This window comes from Acidobacteriota bacterium (genome assembly GCA_016196035.1).
GTDB lineage: Bacteria > Acidobacteriota > Blastocatellia > RBC074 > RBC074 > JACPYM01.
On record JACPYM010000033.1, the window covers coordinates 1 to 20,014 of the forward strand.

The following is a 20,014-nucleotide window of genomic DNA, read 5'->3' on the forward strand; positions in this document are numbered from 1 at the left end:
GTCACCGCGAGTGGGGATAAAACGGCGCGCGTCTGGAACGCGGTGAGTGGGCAGGTGGTAGCCGAGCTCAAAGGCCACACGGCTTCCGTTTTGAGCGCGGCCTACAGTCCGGACGAGCGCTTCATCGTGACCGCGAGTGGGGATAAAACGGCACGCGTCTGGAACGCGGCGAGCGAGCAGACGGTGGCCGAACTCAAAGGCCACGCGGCTTACGTTTTGAAAGCGGCTTACAGTCCTGACGGGCGCTTCATCGTGACCGCGAGTTTTGATAAAACCGCGCGCGTCTGGAACGTGGCGAGTGGGCAGGTGGTGACCGAACTCAAAGGCCACGCGGCTTCCGTCACTAGCGCGGCCTACAGTCCAGACGGGCGCTTTATCGTCACCGCCAGTGACGATAAAACGGCGCGCGTCTGGAACGCGGCGAGTGGGCAGGTGGTGGCCGAACTCAAAGGCCACACGGCTTACGTTAGAAGCGCGGCTTACAGTCCGGACGGGCGCTTCATCGTCACCGCCAGTGACGATAAAACGGCGCGCGTCTGGAACGCGGCGAGTGGGCAGGTGGTGGCTGAACTCATAGGCCACACGGATTCCGTTAATGGCGCGGCCTACAGTCCGGACGGGCGCTTCATCGTCACCGCGAGTGGGGAATTGGATTGGTCAAGAAACGACAACACGGCACGCGTCTGGAACGCGGCGAGCGGGCGGGAGGTGGCCGAACTCAAAGGCCACACGGATTCGGTCACTAGCCCGGCCTATAGTCCGGACGGGCGCTTCATCGTCACCACGAGTGACGATAGAACGGCGCGCGTCTGGAACGCGGCGAGTGGGCAGATGGTGGCCGAACTCAAAGGCCACACGGCTCCCGTTTTGAGCGCGGCCTACAGTCTGGACGGGCGCTTCATCGTCACCGCCAGTTCTGATCGCACGGCGCGGATCTGGAACGCGGTGAGTGGGCAGGTAGTGGCCGAACTCAAAGGCCACACGGCTCCCGTTTTGAGCGCGGCCTACAGTCCGGACGGGCGCTTCATCGTGACCGCGAGTGCCGATAAAACGGCGCGCATTTGGCAGCAGGAGATGTTTGAACCGTTTGAAGCGACATTGGAACGCTTGCGCCGCCTGTCGCCGCGTGCGTTGACGGAAGCGGAACGCGCCCGCTACTTGCCCGATGCGCTGCCCGCCAACCGGCAGCGCAAACCGGCGCAGGGACGGCGGTAATCGGCATGGCTGCTCAGTCGGTTTTGATTTCGTAACGGTGCGGCGGCGAGAGCAAGATCACCGTCTGGTCTAGGTAATCGTAAATGACCCGGAAATTGTTGGTCACATCGCGGCCCAGCACGGAAAGGTCGGAGCTTTCATACTCGGTGAAGACGTGGAAGTGACCGCGCACCTGGATCAGCCGTCCGAGATCATTTTTGAAGCCGAGTTGCGTATTGACTTTGATGGAGCCGGTGATGCCGCCTACACCTTCGAGTGGGAGTGAGTCGTCTTCCGGTAAAGCCAAGGGGCGCAGCAGCGTCAGAAATGACGCGCTCAGCACGGTGCGGTCTGCGCCGCCATCAAGTAAGAAAGGAACGTAAGAAAGGAACGCCCGCCCATTTACCATCAGGACATAGGACGTAGCCCGGCACCGCAGGGCCTGACCTCGCCATCACCAAAGAGCTTCCAGGAGCCGTTAAAACGCATAGATGCGGTGCGCTTTCTCTTTCAGGATGTAGTGAACGAAAGGGTGATCTTCGGGATGCCGCACTTGTGCTTGCTGTCTGACCTCTTCGGGGCTATCGCCCACAAACAGTTCGCCCCCGGCAACGGCAAGATGACGCCCCCGGTAGCGATTGAAGACATCCAGTTCCACCGCGTGTGCGCTAAACCACGCCAGATTGCGCTCGAACTGCTCCGATTGGCGCTGCAATTCAGACGGCATTGGCACTTCTTCAATCGTCAGAATTTGAGTTGGTTGTTTCGTTTTCATAGGTGAATGATCTACATCGTGAAAATCTTTCGAGGCGCTTTACCCTCCGGCTGTGCATTCTACGCGAAACGAGTGCAAAATGCCGCCCGGCTTTTCGCTCGACTCCATATTACTTCACGAGGGCATTCACGATGACGCACACCCGCCGCCACTTTCTCAAAACCAGCGCCGCGCTGCCTGTATTCACGCTGGCGCAAACCAAAGACCGCACGAATGGCTTGGCCGCCAAACTCGCCGCCGCGATGGATGCGCCTGTCTTGCGCGCCGAACTGTTCAAACAACCGGTCAAAATCGCCGCCCTCGAATTGCTCAAACACGGCAACCACTTCCTCATTCGTGCGCGTTCGACCGACGGCGCGGAAGGCTCGGCGGGTGCGCACGATGCGGTGATGGAGACGACCTATCCGATCCTGCTCAAACGCGTCGCGCCCTATTTCATCGGCAAAGACGCGCGGCAGTTGGAGGAGCTTATCCAGGGGGTCTATCTGCGCGATTCGAATTACAAATGGCAGGGGCTGCCGTTCTGGGTCTGCGTCGCCGGCGTAGAGCTTGCCATTCTCGATCTGCTGGGCAAGGTGGCAAACAAACCCCTCGGCGCGTTGCTGGGCGGCGTCGTGCGGCAGGAAATCGCCGTCTATCGCGCCAGCGGCAATCGCGGCAATACGCCTGAAGCCGAGATCGAATACCTGCAAAAAATCCAAGCCGAGACCGGCGCGCAGGCGATCAAGTATCGGCTGGGCGCGCGGATGCGTTACGACGACGCTTCGACCAAACGCGATCTGGCGCTGGCGCCGCTGGTGCGCAAAACCTTTGACGACAAGATGACGATCTATGCCGACGCGAATGGTTCGTATGACGTACCGATGGCCATCAAAATCGGCCACGTGCTCGAAGCGCAGAAGTTCCGGTTTATGGAAGAGCCGGTGCCCTTTGATTATTACGACGAAACGAAACAGGTCGCCGAGGGCTTGAAGATTTCGATTGCGCTGGGCGAACAGGAAAGCAGTCTGCGCAGCTTCCGCCGCATCATCGAAAACGGCGTCGCGCGCATCGTGCAGCCGGACTTGCTTTATTTCGGCGGGCTGACGCGCTCGATCAAAGTCGCGCGGATGGCGGCGGCGGCGGGTTTGGAGTGTACGCCGCACATGTCGGGCGGAGGCTTGGGGTATCTCTACATCGCGCACTTTGCCTCGTGCGTGCCCAATTGCGGGCCGCATCAGGAATACAAGGGCGAGGGCGAGACGCTGCCGGTCGAATGCGCGACCTCTTCGTTGAAGAGCGAAAAGGGCGTGATGAAGATTCCGAGCGGGCCGGGGTTGGGTGTGACGATTGATCCTGATTTGCTGAAACGGGCGGTGGTGGTAACAGCATAATCACGTCTCCCACGAAGAGACACGAAGGGGACACGAAGACTGGTTGATTATCTTCGTGTCCCCTTCGTGTGCCTTCGTGGGAGATTGTTGTGGCGGTTGGCAAAGTTGAGCCGCCTTCGGCCATTTGTTAAGCTCCCGGCTCCGCATCTCCCCACTTCAAGCAAGAAATGTATGAGCAAACAAACATTGGTTCTGATTGGTCTGTTCGTGTTCGGCGCAGTGTGCAGCCTGACTACCACGCGCGGCGCGCAATCGGCGGCGCAGCAGGACGCGTTGAACAAACGCGAGGCGCTCTATCGCCGCAACAACCTCGGCGTCGCGTGGCTGGAGCAGTTCAAACACGAAGAAGCCGTCAAAGAGTTTCAACAGGCGCTGGCCGCCGATCCGCAATTCGCTGTTGCACGCATCAATCTGGCGCTGGCGTATACCTTCTTAAACGATTCGCCGAAAGCGCTGGCCGAGGCGAAGAAGGCCGTCGAGGTTGCGCCCAATCATCCATCGGCGCAATACGCGCTGGGCTTGGCCTTGCGCGCCGAAAAGCAATATGACGAAGCGCTGGCGGCGTTTGGCAAAGTGCTGGCGCTTGATCCGCAAGACCCGGCGGCGAACATTCAGACCGGGCAGTTGTTCGCGCAAAAGCAGCAATACGACGCGGCGATCAAGGCTTTCCAGCTTGCCCTGAACAGCGAGCCGTACAACCAGACGGCGGCGTATAACCTGGCCCAGGCGTATCTGCGTTCGGGCAAACAGGCGGACGGGCAAAAGTATCTCGCCGTGTTTCAAAAGCTGCGCGCGTCTGGTTATGCGACTTCGCTGGGCAACGTGTACGGCGAGAAAGGGAAGTATGCCGAGGGCGTCATCACTGCAGGCGCGGAACCGGAATTGGTGAGCAAGGAAAGCGCGGTGAAGTTCGTAGATGCGACGGCGGCGCTGGGCCTGAACGTCAAGACGACCGTCAAACCGCTGAGTGGCGTGCTGGGCCGCAAGCTCAATAAAGCCGAATTCAACGACGCGCTCAAACGCGAATTGGTTGCGCCCTTCAGCGTCAACGTAGACTTGGGCGATTACGACGGCGACCACAAACTCGACGTGCTGGTCGCGGGGCTGGAGGGTGAAAAGCCCTTCATCAAACTGCTGCACAACGAAGGCGGCAAATTCGCCGAGGTGACGGCGGCGGCCAAGCTGACGACAACGAAGCCGGTCAGCGGCGGCGTGTTTGGCGATTTCGACAACGACAACAAAACTGATCTGATCGTCTTCGGCTATCAAACACTGGCGCTCTGGCGCAACAACGGCGACGGCACCTTTGCGGATGTGACGGCGAAAGTGGGCTTGCCTGCGAATTACGCCGACTGGGCGCTGACGGCGGCCTGGGTAGATGCCGATCACGATGGCGACCTGGATTTATTCGTCGGCAACTTTGCCGATCTGAGCGCGTGGCCGAATGCGGCGGACAGCAGTGTCTTTCCGGATGATTTTGCAGGCGCGGAGAACAAATTCTTTCGCAACAACGGCAACGGTACGTTCACCGATGACACCGCGAAGGCCGGCTTGGGCGGCGGCAAGCTGAAGACGACGGCGGTGGTCTGCACTGATTACGATAACCAGCGCGACGTGGATTTTTTTGTGGTGAACTATGACGGGCCGTCGCAGTTGCTGGCGAATCAGCGCGATGGCACATTCAAGTTGGTTTCCTCTGAAGCAGTCATTCCTGACCGCCAGCCAGCTTTAAGTGTAGGGGCAGGCGATCTCAATAAAGATGGCTACACGGATTTTTATTTGCCGGGCCGTGGCGAAGCTCATTGGAAAATCAGCGATGGTCACCGTGCGTTTCGCCAAGCCTCATCTTTTGATGCAGGCACCGCTGGGATTTTGTTTGAGGCTTATGCAGCACGGATAGCGGACTTAGATAACGACGGCATCCTTGATGTAGTTGAGTTAGATAAAGACTGGCTGCGTGTCCGACACTACCGACCCTCCTCCGATGGGCGCTCAGTCTGGGTTGCTGGGGCCAGCGAGCGCGTAGGCAGCGATACACGTGCTTTTGCGCTTGGTGATCTCGCTGGCGATGGAATGCTTGATTTCATCACAGTGAAAAATGATGGGACATTGATCGCTTTCAAAACTGAAGGAGCCAGCAATAACCTTGTGCGCCTGAATCTCACCGGCCGCACCAGCAATCGCAGCGCCATCGGCACGAAAGCCGAACTGCGTAGCGGCAGTTTGCGCCAAAAGCTCGAAGTCTATGCCTCTTCGCCCGCGCCAGCCGCGACTGGGCTGATGTTTGGGTTGGGCTTCCGCACGCAAGTAGACGCGCTGCAATTGATCTGGCCCGCCGGAATCGTGCAATCCGAATTGGCCATCAAACCGGGCGACAATACGTTTGAAGAATTGGATCGCAAGGGTACGTCGTGTCCGTTGCTGTATGCGTGGAATGGCAGCGAATACAGCTTCGTTACCGATTTTCTGGGCGGTTCGGCGCTTGGCTTTTTGGAAGAGCCGGGCGTGTGGAATTACCCCGACACTGATGAATACGTGCGGGTCACGGGCGAACAGTTGCGCGCGCGCGACGGCGTCTATTCGCTGCGAATGAACAACCAGTTGGAAGAGGTGATTTACTTCGACGCGGTCAAGCTGCTGGCGGTGGATCATCCGGCCAACGTAGACGTTTATCCAAACGAACGGCTGATGCCCACGCCGCCTTATCCAACGTTCAAAGTCTATTCAACCCGCAACCCACAACCGCCACTCAGCGCGGTGGATGAGGCGGGTCGCGATGTGCTGCCGCTGTTGACGCAGGTTGACCGGCGCTATCCCGAAGCTTTCGACAAGCTGCCGTTCAAAGGCTACGCGCGCGAACACACGCTGACGCTTGATCTGGGTGCGCGGGCCAAAGACGCTCGGCGCGTGTTGTTGTTGCTGACGGCGTGGATTGATTACGCCGATTCGACTGCGAACCGGGCGGCGGCGCAGGCGGGCGTGAAGCTGATCCCACCGTATCTGCAAGTCAAAAACGCGCGCGGCGAATGGGAGACGGCTATCGCGCAGATGGGTTTCCCAGCGGGCTTGCCCAAAACGATGACGGTCGAATTGCCGAAGGATGCGCTGTGCCATTCAACGCAAGTGCGCATCGTGACCAGCATGCGCATTTACTGGGATCAAATTTTGACGGCTGTTAATAACGAAGTTGTGAGCAACGATCAATCAAACCTGCGCGTGACGACGTTGCAACCGCAACAGGCCGAATTGCGCTGGCGCGGCTTCCCGCGTGAATACACGCCGGATGGGCGTCTGCCGAAGCTGTACGATTATCGTGTGATCGAACCGGTTGCGCCGTGGAAGGCGCATTTGGGCAATTACACGCGGCTCGGCGATGTGCGCCCGTTGGTGTTGGCGGTGGATGATCAATACGTCATCACGCGCAACGGCGATGAGCTACAGGTGGATTTCGACGCGCGCAAACTGCCCGCGCTGCCTGCCGGTTGGAAGCGCGATTTTCTGGTTTATGCTGACGGCTTCGGCAAAGACATGGACATCAATTCGGCGCGGCCCGACACCATCGGCGAATTGCCGTATCACCGGATGAAAGCCTATCCGTATGCACCGGGCGATGCCTATCCGAACGATGCCGCGCATCAGGCTTATTTGCGGCAATACAACACGCGCACGGTGCGCGATCAGCAGGCGGCGCGCTGGCAGGCGGTGCGCTAAACGGATTGCAGATTTGAGATTGGTGATGGGAGATTCGGTTTATGCCACAGAGTCACAGAGGCACAGAGAAAAACCAGCGGTTGATGCTTGTATTTGACTTGCTCTGTGTCTCTGTGACTCTGTGGCAGAGGCTGGTTGTTGAGGTGAGAGCGATGATGCAAGTGAAGAGAACCGCGTTGATGTTGGTTGTGTTGCTTGGTGGTTGGGTTACCTGCGTGGCGCACGCCCAAGCTACGAATCGCCGTTGCGCGCCGCCTGTGCCCGTGGCGCAAGACCGCTGGCGCGGCGAATACTTTGCCAATCGCAATTTGAGCGGCGCGCCGGTGCTGGTGCGCGATGAAGGCGTGGGCGATCTGTTTTTTGATTGGGGGCTGAATGCGCCGGACAGCGAATGCAGCCTGCCGGTGGATGACTTTTCGGCGCGCTGGGCGCGCACGCTGACGTTTTCGCCGGGCACGTACCGCTTCACCGTGACAGCGGATGACGGTGTGCGCGTGCTGATTGACGACCGCGTGGTGATTGACGAATGGCACGAGCAGGCAATGTTGACGCGCGTCGCTGACGTAGACCTGACCGGCGGCGCGCATCGCCTCGTGGTCGAATACTTTGAGCATCTGGGCAGCGCGGCCATCAAATTTAATTGGAGCCGCACGCCCTGTCTCGCCAAGGTCGCCATTGACCATTGGCGCGGCGAATATTTTGCCAACCGCGAACTGAATGGTCAGCCGTTGATGGTGAGTGACGATGGCATGGGCTTTTTAGATTTCCCCTGGGGACTGGCGGGGCCGAGCGCAAGTTGTTTGCGGTTGACCGATAATTTTTCGGCGCGTTGGACACGCACCTTCGCCTTTGCGCCGGGTTACTACCGGTTCAAGGTCAATGCCGATGACGGCGTGCGGCTGTTTATTGATAAGCAGTTGAAGCTCGACCAGTGGATGCCGCAGCGGGGCGAACACGTGGTGGATGTCGAACTCGGCGGCGGCAATCATCAACTGGTGCTCGAATACTTTGAACAATACGGCAGCGCCGAGGTGGGTTTGCGTTGGGAGCGGCATCCTTGTTTGGCGACCGTCGCCGCCGATCATTGGAAGGGCGAATATTTTGCCGCCAGCGATTTAACCGGCCCGCCGTTGCAAATCCGCGATGAAGGCGACGGCCCATTGGAACTGGCTTTTGACAAAGCGGGCGACAAGCAAGGCTGCCTCAAGCGCGAGGAATTTTCGGCGCGTTGGACGCGCAAGGCAACGTTTGCCAACGGCACTTATCGCTTCACCGTTGAGTCTCGCGAAAGGGTGCGCTTTTTGCTGGATGGCGAAACGTTGGTGCATCAGTGGCAGGAACCGAAAGCTTCGCCGACGACAATGGAGGTGGTCGTGCCTGCGGGCAATCACCGGCTGACGCTGGAATACGCCAAAGTGCCAGGCGCGGGCGCGGTGCGGTTGCGTTGGGAAGCGGTGGCGCGGTCGGCTTCGGTAAAACGGTAGCACGCCAAACTCTGGTCAAAACTCATTGGAACAGTGTTTACCACTGCCTCATTCATTCAGCGTGATCAGATAAACATCGTCATCAATCGAATAGGCACAGTAATACAGCCACTTGCTGTCGGCGGAGGCCACGGGGTCGTCGAGGTCTAAATTGGGGAGCGCAAACAGTTCCCGAATGGCCCCGGTTCGACTGTCGGCCAAATAGAGTTTGTGGTTGGCCCCATACACCAAACGACGGCTGTCGTGCAGCCAGTGCGCGACGCTGCCTTCTTGGTTGAGGCGCTGATAACGTTGCGCGGCCAGGTCATACACGACGATGCCGGGGTCTTCGGTTTTGGCAGCGCCGGTGATGCCGGCGAGTTTCTGCTGATCGGCTGACCAATCAAACGGCAGAAACCAATGGTTGGGCGCGGGCGCGGGCAATTTGACCAATTGCTGCGCGTCCCAGGGGCGCGTCAAATCCATCAGATAGCCGCCTGCGCCGCGAATGCTGATGGCCATCTGCTTGCCATCCGGCGCCCAGACCGGCGCGACATAGCCCGGTTGCTGGGGTTGGCTAAAGGTCAATTGCTGTGGTTCGCCGCTCTCCAGGCGAATTGTCCAGGCTTCGTATTTGCCGCTGCGGTCGGTGAAAAAAGCCAGGCGCTTGCCATCCGGCGACCAGCGCGGATAACGGTCTTTGGCGGTGTCATTGGTGATTTGCCGTTGTCCGGTACCATCTTTATTGACGATGAAAAGATCGAATTGCGGATCGCCAAAGGAATAGTAGGCCAACTGCTCGCCATTCGGAGAAACGTCAGGGGTGACGATGTAGCGTTCGCTTTGCGTGACCTGTATTGGTTCGCCATGCACCGTGCCGCTGGCGGCGTCAAAACCGATGCGAAAAATCCGATTGGCTTTGCGGCTGGCGGTGTAAACCATGCGCTGGCCGTTGGCGGCGATGCTGAATTCCAGACTGTTGTCGGCGAAGGTCGGCACCACTTCAGGCTGGCCCTGCGTTTGGCCCGTCGCTTCTTCGATGGGCAGCCGCCAGATACCCCAGCGGCCATTGCGATTGCTGGTGAAATAAAGCCAGCGGCCATCCGGCGACCAGACGGGATTGGCATCATCAAAATCATCGTGCGTTACCGCGACGGGCGTGCCGCCGTTGGCGGGAATCGTCCAGATTTCGCGTTTTGAACCATCGCGTATCCCCCAAAACGCAATGCGCTGATTGTGTGGCGACCAACTCGGTTGCACGGCGTCCGCGCCCGCTTCCAAGCGGCGTTTCTGGCGGCTGGCGAGATTGACGACCCAGAGTTCGCCGCCCAACGAAAAGCGCGACAGCACATTGGCGTAGATAGTGGAATAAACAATCTCCTGTCCGTCGGGCGACCAACTGGGATCGCGTCCGCCATCCACCAGGCGCACCGGATTTTCGCCGGTGGCTCCCATGACATAAATACCGCCGCCATCGCGAGCCGACCAAAACGCGAGCTGTTCACCATTGGGCGAGAAAGTGGGGTCGCCATCATTGGCCGGATGATCGGTCAGATTGCGCGGATTGCTGCCGCCGATGCGCTGCCAGAACAGGTCCCATTGACCATTGAGCAAACGTCCAAAAACGACCACTTGCCCATCCGGCGAAATCGTGGCGTTGCCTTCGCGGCTCGTCATTTCCGTCAGCCGCTGATATTTGGCTTTGCTCCAATCCGTGGCTACCGGCCTTTGCGCCGCCAGGAAAAAGCGCCAGGCCAGCAATGTCATGAGCAGTAAGACCGCCACGCCAGCGGCACTCAACAGTGCGACCTTACGCGCACGTGGTTTGCCCGAGAGCCGCGTTGGAGGAAGCGCCAGTTCAGCGGAGTTGAGATCACGCAACAATAGTTTTAGATCCGCGCGCAAATCCGCCGCCGTCTGGTAGCGCAACTCAGGGTCTTTTTCCAAGGCGCGCTGGACGATGCGTTCAAACTCGGCAGGCGTAGCGCTGACCACTTGGGTAATCGGGAAAGGCGGATGATGCACGATGGCGTCGAGGATCGAAGCTGTCGAATCGCCTTTGAATGGTAAGACCCCGGCGACTAATTCATACAACAGGACGCCAAAGGTAAAGATGTCGCTGCGCTGGTCTACTTCCAAGCCCAACGCCTGTTCGGGCGACATATAACTCACCGTTCCCAGGATGACGCCCGGTTGGGTGCGCCCCAAATTCCCGGTGCCGCCGCGCGTCGTGTAATCCTGTCCGGCCTGTTCCGTCAGTTTGGCCAAACCGAAATCGAGCACCTTGACGTAACCATCGCGGCGCACCATCACGTTTTCGGGTTTGATGTCGCGATGCACGATGCCCGCCGCGTGTGCGGCTGACAGGGCGGCGGCGATCTGAATGGCAATCTCCAACGCCTCTTTGAGCGGCGACTTCACGGCCTTTTGGCCCTGCCGCAATTTCTCGCGCAGCGTTTGCCCGTCCACGTATTCGATGGCCATAAAGTGCTCGCCCGCGCTTTGGCCGATTTCATAAACCGTGATGATGTTCGGATGATTGAGCGCCGAAGCGGCTTTGGCTTCGCGCTCGAACCGTTTGACGCGCGCGGCGTCTTCCGTGAATTGCGGCGGCAGCAATTTGAGCGCGAGCTTGCGATTCAACTGCGGATCGTGCGCCAGATAAACCTCGCCCATGCCGCCGACACCCAGTACCGAGAGCACGTGATATTTGCCCAGGGTTTTGCCGACCAGTATGCGCGCGTTGTCTTGCGCCAGTTTTTTGGCGGCGATTTCGAGGGCCGGCGCTTGCAGGAAATTGGCGTTGGCTTGCTCGTGCGCGACCAACAACGATGCGACTTCGGCGCGTAATTCAGCATCGTTCCCACAGACTTGCGCCAGCCAGGCGGCGCGCTCTGCCGGCGCCCGCGCCAGCGCTTCGTCCAGCAGTTGATCAATTTGTGCCCAGCGTTCGGCGTTCATTGGTTTGGCGGCAGTGGTTACGGGAGAGTCCCGATTGACGCCCGCGAATCTAGCATAGCGGGATTGGAACGGCCAAGAATTGGACGTAAGGCGTGTGCGCGTGTTTTGCGGGAAAGAGTGGCTTGCGCCGGAGTAGCGCAACCTTGCCGAGGCTGCGCGGCTTTCGTCATTGCGCTACTGGCAGCCCCGGTTGGAGTACCCGGAGCCGCGCAACCTCGGCAAGGTTGCGCTACGCGCGCCGTGCCGTCTGGTTTCTTCACGCGCCGCAGCCTCACCCAAAATAACGCGGGGGCCAGGGCTGTTTTTGCGCGAGGCGAATTTGAGCCGCAGCGGCGGTTTCAGCTATGATGCCGCTCCCGAACGAACCAATTCATCAAACGCATCATCACGAGGAGAACACTGTGAGTACATCTGCCGAAGCTCTGGCGCCCGCGCTGACTTTGCCCGAAGACCGTTATCTCGATCCCGATCCACAGCAGAAAAAGATTGCGCTGGATTTGTACCGGCTGGTGGCCGCGCAACCGCTGGTCTGCCCGCACGGCCACGTTGACCCGCGCATGTTCGCCGACCCGGCTTATGAATTCGGCTCGCCCGCCGATCTGTTGCTGATTCCGGATCATTACATCTTTCGGATGCTGTACTCGCAGGGCATTCCGCTGGAGCAACTGGGTGTGCCGCGCGCCCCTGGTGGTGAAGAGGGCGGCGCGGTCGAAAGTGATCACCGCAAAATCTGGCAAATCTTTGCCGACAATTTTTATCTATTTCGCGGCACGCCGACCGGCATGTGGCTGACGGATGAGTTTTACAACGTCTTTGGCGTGCGCGAAAAATTGGGCAGTGCCAATGCCCAGCGCATCTACGATCACATTGCCGAGTGTCTGACCAAGCCGGAGTTCCGCCCCCGCGCGCTGTTCGAGCGTTTCAACATCGCGGTGCTGGCAACGACCGACGCCGCGCACGACAAACTGGAACATCATCAGGCGATCAAGGCGTCGGGCTGGAAGGGCCGCGTGGTGCCGACCTTCCGCCCCGATGGCGTCGTCAATCTTGACCGGCCTGATTGGCGCGACAATCTGAATGCGTTGAGTGAAACCTGCGGCTTTGAAATCGGCAGCTATGCCAAATTGATCGAAGCGCTGGAACAGCGGCGCGCCTTCTTCAAATCAATGGGCGCGACCGCGACCGATCACGCGGCGGAAAGTGCGTTGACCTGTGAACTGTCAGACGCCGATGCCGAGGCGATCTTCCAACGCGCCTTGCAAGGCCGGTTGCAAGCACACGACGACGCGCTTTTCACCGCGCACATGCTGATGCAGATGGCGCGTATGAGTTGCGAAGACGGGCTGGTGATGCAATTCCATCCCGGTTCGCTGCGCAATCACAACGACGCGGTCTTCCGCAAATTCGGTTTTGATAAAGGCTGCGACATTCCGCTGGCGACCGAATACACGCGCGCGTTGCGGCCTCTGCTCAATCGTTATGGCAACGATCCGCGCCTGACGCTTATTCTGTTCACGCTGGACGAAACCACGTTCTCGCGCGAACTGGCCCCGCTGGCCGGGCATTACCCGGCGGTCAAACTCGGCCCGCCCTGGTGGTTCAACGACAGTTTGAATGGCATGCGCCGGTTCCGCGACTTGGCGATGGAAACCGCCGGCCTATACAACACCGTCGGATTCAATGACGATACGCGCGCGTTCCCTTCGATCCCGGCGCGGCACGATCTGGCGCGGCGCGTGGATGCCAACTGGATCGCGGGCCTCGTCGTGCGCGGCATTGTGGATGAACACGATGCCGAAGAGATGATTCATGACGCGGCGTACCGATTGGCGTCGCGGGCCTATAAATTTGCCTGAACTGAAACGCAGCTTTCCTCGTTCGCGAATTATGCTGAAAAACAAACTCCCTCTCTTTGGTTTGGCGTTGCTGCTGAGCGCCGCGCCGAGCAGTTGGCAGCCGGTCTATGGCCGCGCCCGCGCGCTGGCCGCGCCGCGCGTCAACACGCTGGATGGCAAGGCCCGCACGCGCCTGAACGCGGCGTTGCGCGAATTGCGCAAACGCGGCTTGCGGCCCCGCGTCAACAGCACCTTTCGTTCACAGGCGGATCAGCGCGCCATCTATCGTTGCGCGCGCAGCCGCCGTTGCCGTAACCGGCGGGGTATTTATGGCGCGAATCCGCCCGGCTCCTCCCTGCACGAAGCGGGCCTGGCCGTAGACCTGGGCGGAATTGCCGCTGGCCGCCGTAAACGTCGCTTGACGCCGAAAGGCCGCCAGACGGTGCGGGTGATGGAACGTCATGGCTTCAACTGGCGTTATGGTTTGAAAGACCCAGCCCATTTTGAAATCAGTCCGCAACACGCTGGTTATCGTTCGACGCAAGCGGCGATCAACGCCGGGCAGCAACGCTGGCGCAAAGCACAGCAGGGCAAACGCGGCGCGCCAAAAACGACTCAGCGCAAACGCCAAAAATAAACCACCGGATAAATTGAGCGCGCGCCTATTCACCACATAAGGAGCATGGAGTTCAGGCTTCAGCCTGCGTGCGCGCATGGCGCGCCAGACGAGCCAAAGCTTGAACCCCATGGTTTTTTGGCTTGCTCATATATCGCCTGAAAAAAGCGCAGGAGGTTCTGCCATTTGCCTGTAGTCCATGCGCTTTAGCTTGAGCCCCATGCGCTTTGGCACAATCCCTACCACTAGAGCGATTTGCAATTGCGTTTACGGGAGCAGCTTGGGCCGGGACGGTACTGCGCGCGTGAGCAAGTGGCGCGTCAAGCTGATGCCCTGGCCGAAGTCGTTCAGGCTCCGCTTGCTGACGCGCGCGGTACCGTCCCGCAGCGCGGCTTTTTCCCGTAAACTGAAGTGAAAACCGATCTAAAACATGCGCTTGGCCTTGGAATGTTCGGCCAGGTTGAAACTTTAACTGGCTGTCTGACACTTATACCTACAACCTATTTCTTGGGAAAAGCTCAGGGAACCACGGGCGGCTGATTTTCGTTGGGTCGGGGGAAGAACTTCGACGCCTTCTGCGTCGAATGATAAAGCGCGAAAATTCATTCGCCGCTCCGAAGCAAAAAAGTTTGGATAGCAAATAGTAAAGCAAGGCCACGCGATGGTAAGGCGCTTGCCTGGTGAAGGGACCTGATATGAAGTTTCAGAGATGCCGCTACCTCTGTGTGCTGTGCTGCGCTGTGCTCAGTTCACTCACGCTCGCGCAAGCCTTGGGAGAAAGTGGCGTCGCCAATAACGCCGCACCGGGCAAAGCCAAAACCACAAAAATCGCGCCGGTGCTTCCGCCTGAAAAAGCCCAGCCGGTGCATCTGACGCGCTTTGCGACCGAGCCGACTATTGATGGCAAGTTGAATGATGAAGTGTGGGCGACGGCGGCGGTTTTCAAAGACTTTTTGCAAACCCGGCCCGGCGAAAACGTCGCGCCCTCGCTGCAAACCGAAGTGCGGATGGGATACGACGCGCGGAATCTTTATTTCGCCTTTCGCGCCTGGGATGAAGCGGGCAAGGTGCGCGCGACCGTCGCCAAACGCGACAATCTGTGGGATGACGATTTCATCTGGTTGGCGCTCGACACCTTCAACGACCGGCGCAAGGCCTACATCATGGCCTTCAATCCGCTGGGCGTTCAGGCCGACGGCATTTTTACCGAAGGCGGCAACATCAATAACGAAGATTACAGCGTGGACATCGTGATGGAATCGAAAGGCCAGGTCGTGGATGACGGCTACATCATCGAGGTCAAGGTGCCGTTCAAATCGTTGCGCTACGAAATCGGCAAAGGCAAAGCGTGGGGCCTGCATTTGCAGCGCACGATCAAACACAAGAACAACGAACAGACTTCGTGGATGCCGCTGGCGCGCAACATCAACGGCTTCCTCACACAGGAAGGTCACATCACCGGCATCGAAAACATCTCGACCGAGCGCAATCTGGAAATCATTCCCAGCCTGACGCTGTCAGAAAGTGGCCGCCGTGTGCCCGCGCTGCCGGTGGGCTTGCCTGTTGGTATTCCCGCGCTGAACGATCCGGGCCGCTTCGTCAATCAGCCGCTCAATTTTGATCCGGGCCTGTCGCTGAAATACGGCATCACGCCGAACATCACGCTGGATTTCACGATCAATCCCGACTTTGCCCAGGTCGAAGCCGATCAAACCGTACTCACCGCCAACCAACGCTTCCCGCTTTTTTTTGAAGAGCGCCGCCCGTTCTTTTTGGAAGGCATCGAGATTTTTCAGACGGCCTTGCAGCCGGTGCATACACGCACGATTGTTGATCCTGATTACGCGGCCAAGATCAGCGGCAAGCGTGGCCGCAATACGTTTGGCTTGATGCTGGCCGCCGACCGCGCGCCCGGCAATTACAGCGAAGACGAACGCAACGATCCAGGGCTACGCGCAGACATCGCCCGGTTTCTGGATCATCGTGCTTACATCGGCGTGGCGCGCGCCAAACACGATGTCGGGCGTGAATCGGAAATTGGGTTGATCGCCACGAGTTACAACTTCATCGAAAAGCACAATCACGTGGGCGGCATTGATGGCCGCTTCAAAATCAATCCGCAATCCGTCTTTTCGTTTCAAGTGTTAGCCACCAACTCGCGCCGCTATTTTTATAGTCCCGACGAAGACAAAAACACCTTTCGCACGGGCAACGGCTTTGGGTATACCGCCACCTTCGATTACACCCAGCGGCGCTACGGCTTTTTCGCCACCAGCGAAGGCCGCACGCGCGATTACCGCGCCGATGTCGGGTTCACGCGCCGCACCAATTCCAATTTCAGCGGCCTGTTTGGGCGCCTCAGCAGCGATCCCAAACGCAGCCAGAAAGCGATGCTGCAAACCTGGCGCATTTTCAGCCGCGTGATCAGCAATTACGATTTTCAAGGCCGTTCGCAGCAACTGACTGCCGGGGCTAATCTGTTCATGCAATTCCAAAAACAGATTGCCGTCGGCTTTGGCGGCAACCGCGGTTACGAACGCATTTTTGAAGAAGAGTTCGGCCCCAAACGCGCGTCAACCCGCGCGGGCGCCTTTGCTGGCGGGCCGGAACGCAGTGCCGCCGGGAACAATGTCTTTGTGTTCGCGAATGCGCGGCCCAGCAAGAAATATACGGCAGGGGTCGAGACGGGCCTTTCGACGGCGGAACTGGATTACGACTTCGGCGCGGGGCCACGCTTCCCGCGCATTAGTCCGGCGGCCCTGGCGAATCCGAATGCAGCGCTCGATCCGGGTGCGGGACGTGGAGTTTTCTTGAATGCCAATGTTTCTTACCAGCCGACCAATCCGCTGCGCTTCTCGCTGAATTACACCAACAGCCGCCTGACGCGCCACGATACGGGGCGGTTGGCCTACAAAGATCACATCTATTCGTTCCGCACGACCTACCAATTCACGCGCTTCGTCTTTGTCCGCAGCCGTGTGGATTACTCGACCCTGGCGGCGCGAGTGCGCGGGCAATTTCTTTTTGGTTACACGCCGAATCCGGGTACTTCGTTTTATGTGGGCTACAACGACGACATGAATTATCGCGGGTTCAGCCCGTTCACTGCGCGTTACGAACCAGGTTTCGAGCGCAACGGGCGGACGTTTTTTATCAAGATGTCCTATCTGATTCGCAAGAGCATTAAGTAAATTGCGCCGCCTGAGAACGGCCCGCTAAGCGCCAGCTTGCCAATTCCGGGATTGCTCGATTCCACTTCCGAACAACGCCTTTCAACACCGCCTTGAGCGGGCGATTGAACACAACCAGTTACGGCGCACGACGTTGTGGCACGCCGGTTGGTTAAGGCATTCCAGTAGGGCGATCTATGCGCCGAAGCAAGCTGAAAAGACTGTCCACCAAGACACCAGATAAACACGCAGACGCATGTTTATCTGGTGTGATCCGGCGTGGGCGATTTCCTGTGGGAGGCCGCAATGCAAACCTTTTGGCCCTTTTGGCCCTTTTGGCCCTTTTGGCAAGACGTTCGTTACGGGCTGCGGATGTTGACGAAGCAGCCGGGCTTTACCTTGATCGCGGTGCTGACGCTGGCGCTGGGCATCGGCGCGAATACGGCGATTTTCAGCGTCGTCAACGCCGTCTTGCTCGAAGCGTTGCCGTACCGCGCTGCCGACCGCTTGGTGATGGTCTGGGAAAAGAGCCAGCGAACCGTGCAAAACACCATCAACCTCGGCAATTTCTTTGACTGGAAAGAGCAGAGCCAGAGTTTCGAGGACATGGCCGCTTTCGCCGATTTCCGCACCAACCTGACCGGCAATGGTGAACCGATTGAAATCCCCGCGCAGATCTGCACCGACAATCTGTTCAACGTGCTGGGCGTGCAACCGGCGTTGGGCCGCACCTTCACGGCAGATGATGGCAAGCAGGGCGCAGCCGATGTCGTCGTGCTCAGTTACGGGTTATGGCAGCGCCGCTTTGGCGGCGACCCGCAAATCATCGGGCGCAAAATCATCCTCAACAACAACGAAAACACCGTCATCGGCGTGCTGCCCGCCAGCTTCAAGTGGCACATCATCGGCAATTCGTTGACGAACCAGCCCGCCGAATTATGGTCGCCCTGGTCAATCTCCGAACAACTGAAACAACGGCGCGGCCGCTTTGCCAGCGCCGTCGCGCGGCTCAAACCCGGCGTGAGCCTGACGCAGGCGCGCGCCGACATGGATACGCTGCAAACGCGGCTGATTGAGCAATACAAAGAGTTCAACACCGGCTGGGGCATCACGGTCACGCCGTTGCGCGAACAGTTCGCGGGCGAATTGCGCCCTGCCTTACGTGTCTTGATGGGAGCGGTTGGCTTTGTGCTCCTGATTGCCTGTGCCAATGTCGCTAACCTGTTGTTGGCGCGAGCAGCCGCACGGCAAAAAGAAATCGCCGTGCGCGCCGCGTTGGGCGCGGGGCGTGGGCGCATTGTGCGGCAGTTGCTGACTGAAAGCGCATTGCTTGCCATGTTGGGCGGCGCGGCTGGTTTGTTGCTGGCTTGGTGGGGTACTGAGGCGTTGGTCAGTCTCAGCCCGCCGGAGTTGGGCGCCTTGCAGGGCTTGAAAATCAGCGCGTCCGTGTTGGGCTTTACCTTCGCCATTGCTTTGTTGACCGGTGTGCTGTTTGGCCTGGTTCCGGCGTTGGAAGCCTCGAACCTTAAACTCAGCGAAACCTTGAAAGAAGCGGGCCGCAGCTTGGGCGGGGGCACCCGCAGCCAGCGCTTGCGCAACGTTTTGGTGGTCGCCGAAGTTGCGCTCGCCTTGGTGTTGTTGGTCGGTGCGGGTTTGCTGATCCGCAGCTTCTTGCGCTTGCAAGCGGTTGGCACAGGATTCAATCCTGAAAACGTTTTGACCATGCGTGTGGCCTTGCCGGGTCGCCGTTACAGCGACGACCCCAAACGCATCAACTTCTTCACGCAGGCTGTCGCGCAGATGCGGGCGTTGCCGGGCGTCGAGTCCGCCGGGGCGATCAATTACATGCCTTTTGCCGGGCCGGGCGCAGGCACGAGTTTTGAGATCGAGGGCAAGCCGCCTTCTTTGCCGGGGCAACGATTGACGACGGGCGTTTGTGTCGCTGATCAAAACTTCTTCCAGGCGATGCAGATTCCGCTCCAGCGCGGGCGCATGTTCACCGAACAGGAAGTCAAAGAGCTGCGCCACGTCGTCATCGTCAACGAGGCGCTCGCCAAGAAGTATTTCCCCAACGAAGAAGCCCTGGGCCAGCGGCTCACCATTTCGATGAAAAACGAGAACGTGCCGACCGAAATCATCGGCATCGTCGCCGATGTCAAGCACGCCCAACTCGACAAAGAAGCCGAGCCGATGTCGTACTGGCCCATCGCCGAATTGCCTTACAACGCGATGACCTTTGTCTTGCGCACCAAAGGCGAGTCGCTGGCGCTGGCCGCCGCCGCGCGCAATGTCATTCAAACGCTCGATCCGCAACAGCCCGTCGCCGACGTGCGCACGCTCGCCAGCCTGCTCGGCAAATCCATCGCGCGGCAACGCTTCAACACACTGCTGCTGGGCGTGTTTGCCGCTGTCGCCTTGCTGCTCTCGGCCATCGGTATTTACGGCGTGATGGCCTACGCCGTGACGCAACGCACGCACGAACTCGGCATCCGCACGGCGCTGGGCGCTTCGGCGGCAGACATCTTGCGCTTGGTCTTGGGGCAGGGGATGCGGCTGGTCTTGGCGGGTGTGGTGCTTGGATTGGGCGCGGCGCTGTTGCTGACACGCCTGGTCAAGACGCTGCTGTTCAATGTGAGCACGACTGACCCGCTGACGTTTGCCGGTGTCGCGTTGCTGTTGACGGCGGTCGCGCTGCTGGCCTGCTGGCTGCCCGCGCGGCGTGCGGCGCAAGTAGACCCACTGGTCGCGCTGCGGTGCGAATAACGCCGCGCTTCTTGAACTCGCTGTGGCGACTGGTAGGTGTACGCCTGCTCTGCTGGTCGCCGTAGCGATTACTACCCTTCAGTCCCAACTGGCGAGGTTTTCTCCCAGCCCTTCCTCAACCTCTCTCACCTATTTCAAATAGGATCAAGCTAT

11 protein-coding genes are annotated in these 20,014 nt (G+C 59.1%); 8 read left to right on the plus strand and 3 right to left on the minus strand.

Annotation, left to right across the window (positions count from 1 at the left end; genetic code table 11):
• A partial coding sequence (locus HY011_11245; GenBank protein ID MBI3423503.1) for a hypothetical protein occupies nt 1-1,215 on the plus strand: 1,215 nt, incomplete at its 5' end.
• A 13-nt stretch (nt 1,216-1,228) separates the two neighbouring features.
• On the opposite strand, the gene HY011_11250 is transcribed toward HY011_11245, so the two are convergent.
• Nucleotides 1,229-1,537, minus strand: coding sequence for a hypothetical protein (locus tag HY011_11250; protein MBI3423504.1), 309 nt, complete (start codon nt 1,535-1,537; stop codon nt 1,229-1,231).
• 135 nt (nt 1,538-1,672) lie between these two features.
• Nucleotides 1,673-1,969 (minus strand): hypothetical protein, encoded by a 297-nt coding sequence (locus HY011_11255; protein ID MBI3423505.1) that lies wholly within the window; start codon nt 1,967-1,969, stop codon nt 1,673-1,675.
• 131 nt (nt 1,970-2,100) lie between these two features.
• Here HY011_11255 and HY011_11260 point away from each other — a divergent pair, with 131 nt between their 5' ends.
• From HY011_11260 to HY011_11270, 3 genes are all read left to right on the plus strand, one after another.
• Nucleotides 2,101-3,342 carry a mandelate racemase/muconate lactonizing enzyme family protein gene (locus HY011_11260; protein ID MBI3423506.1) on the plus strand — a complete coding sequence of 414 codons (1,242 nt, stop codon included), beginning with the start codon at nt 2,101-2,103 and terminating at the stop codon, nt 3,340-3,342.
• A 171-nt stretch (nt 3,343-3,513) separates the two neighbouring features.
• Nucleotides 3,514-7,053, plus strand: a complete 3,540-nt coding sequence (locus tag HY011_11265) for a VCBS repeat-containing protein (GenBank protein ID MBI3423507.1) — start codon at nt 3,514-3,516, stop codon at nt 7,051-7,053.
• 152 nt (nt 7,054-7,205) lie between these two features.
• Nucleotides 7,206-8,537, plus strand: coding sequence for a hypothetical protein (locus HY011_11270; GenBank protein MBI3423508.1), 1,332 nt, complete (start codon nt 7,206-7,208; stop codon nt 8,535-8,537).
• 48 nt (nt 8,538-8,585) lie between these two features.
• Here HY011_11270 and HY011_11275 read toward each other — a convergent pair whose 3' ends face one another.
• A complete protein-coding gene (locus HY011_11275; GenBank protein MBI3423509.1) occupies nt 8,586-11,477 on the minus strand; it encodes a PD40 domain-containing protein in 2,892 nt (963 codons plus the stop codon).
• Between the two features lie 347 nt (nt 11,478-11,824).
• On the opposite strand from HY011_11275, the gene uxaC reads away from it, so the two are divergent.
• The 4 genes from uxaC to HY011_11295 all read left to right on the plus strand — a co-directional run bounded on the left by uxaC (nt 11,825) and on the right by HY011_11295 (nt 19,861).
• Entirely contained in the window at nt 11,825-13,333 is a 1,509-nt protein-coding gene (gene uxaC, locus HY011_11280; GenBank protein ID MBI3423510.1) for a glucuronate isomerase, read from the plus strand.
• A gap of 31 nt (nt 13,334-13,364) precedes the next feature.
• A complete protein-coding gene (locus tag HY011_11285) occupies nt 13,365-13,949 on the plus strand; it encodes a D-alanyl-D-alanine carboxypeptidase family protein (GenBank protein ID MBI3423511.1) in 585 nt (194 codons plus the stop codon).
• A gap of 674 nt (nt 13,950-14,623) precedes the next feature.
• On the plus strand, nt 14,624-17,119 hold the full coding sequence (locus tag HY011_11290; GenBank protein MBI3423512.1) for a carbohydrate binding family 9 domain-containing protein: 2,496 nt from the start codon (nt 14,624-14,626) through the stop codon (nt 17,117-17,119).
• Between the two features lie 285 nt (nt 17,120-17,404).
• The gene (locus HY011_11295) at nt 17,405-19,861 is read left to right on the plus strand and encodes an ABC transporter permease (protein ID MBI3423513.1); all 2,457 of its coding nucleotides are present in this window, start codon (nt 17,405-17,407) and stop codon (nt 19,859-19,861) included.
• Nucleotides 19,862-20,014: the final 153 nt, after the last annotated feature.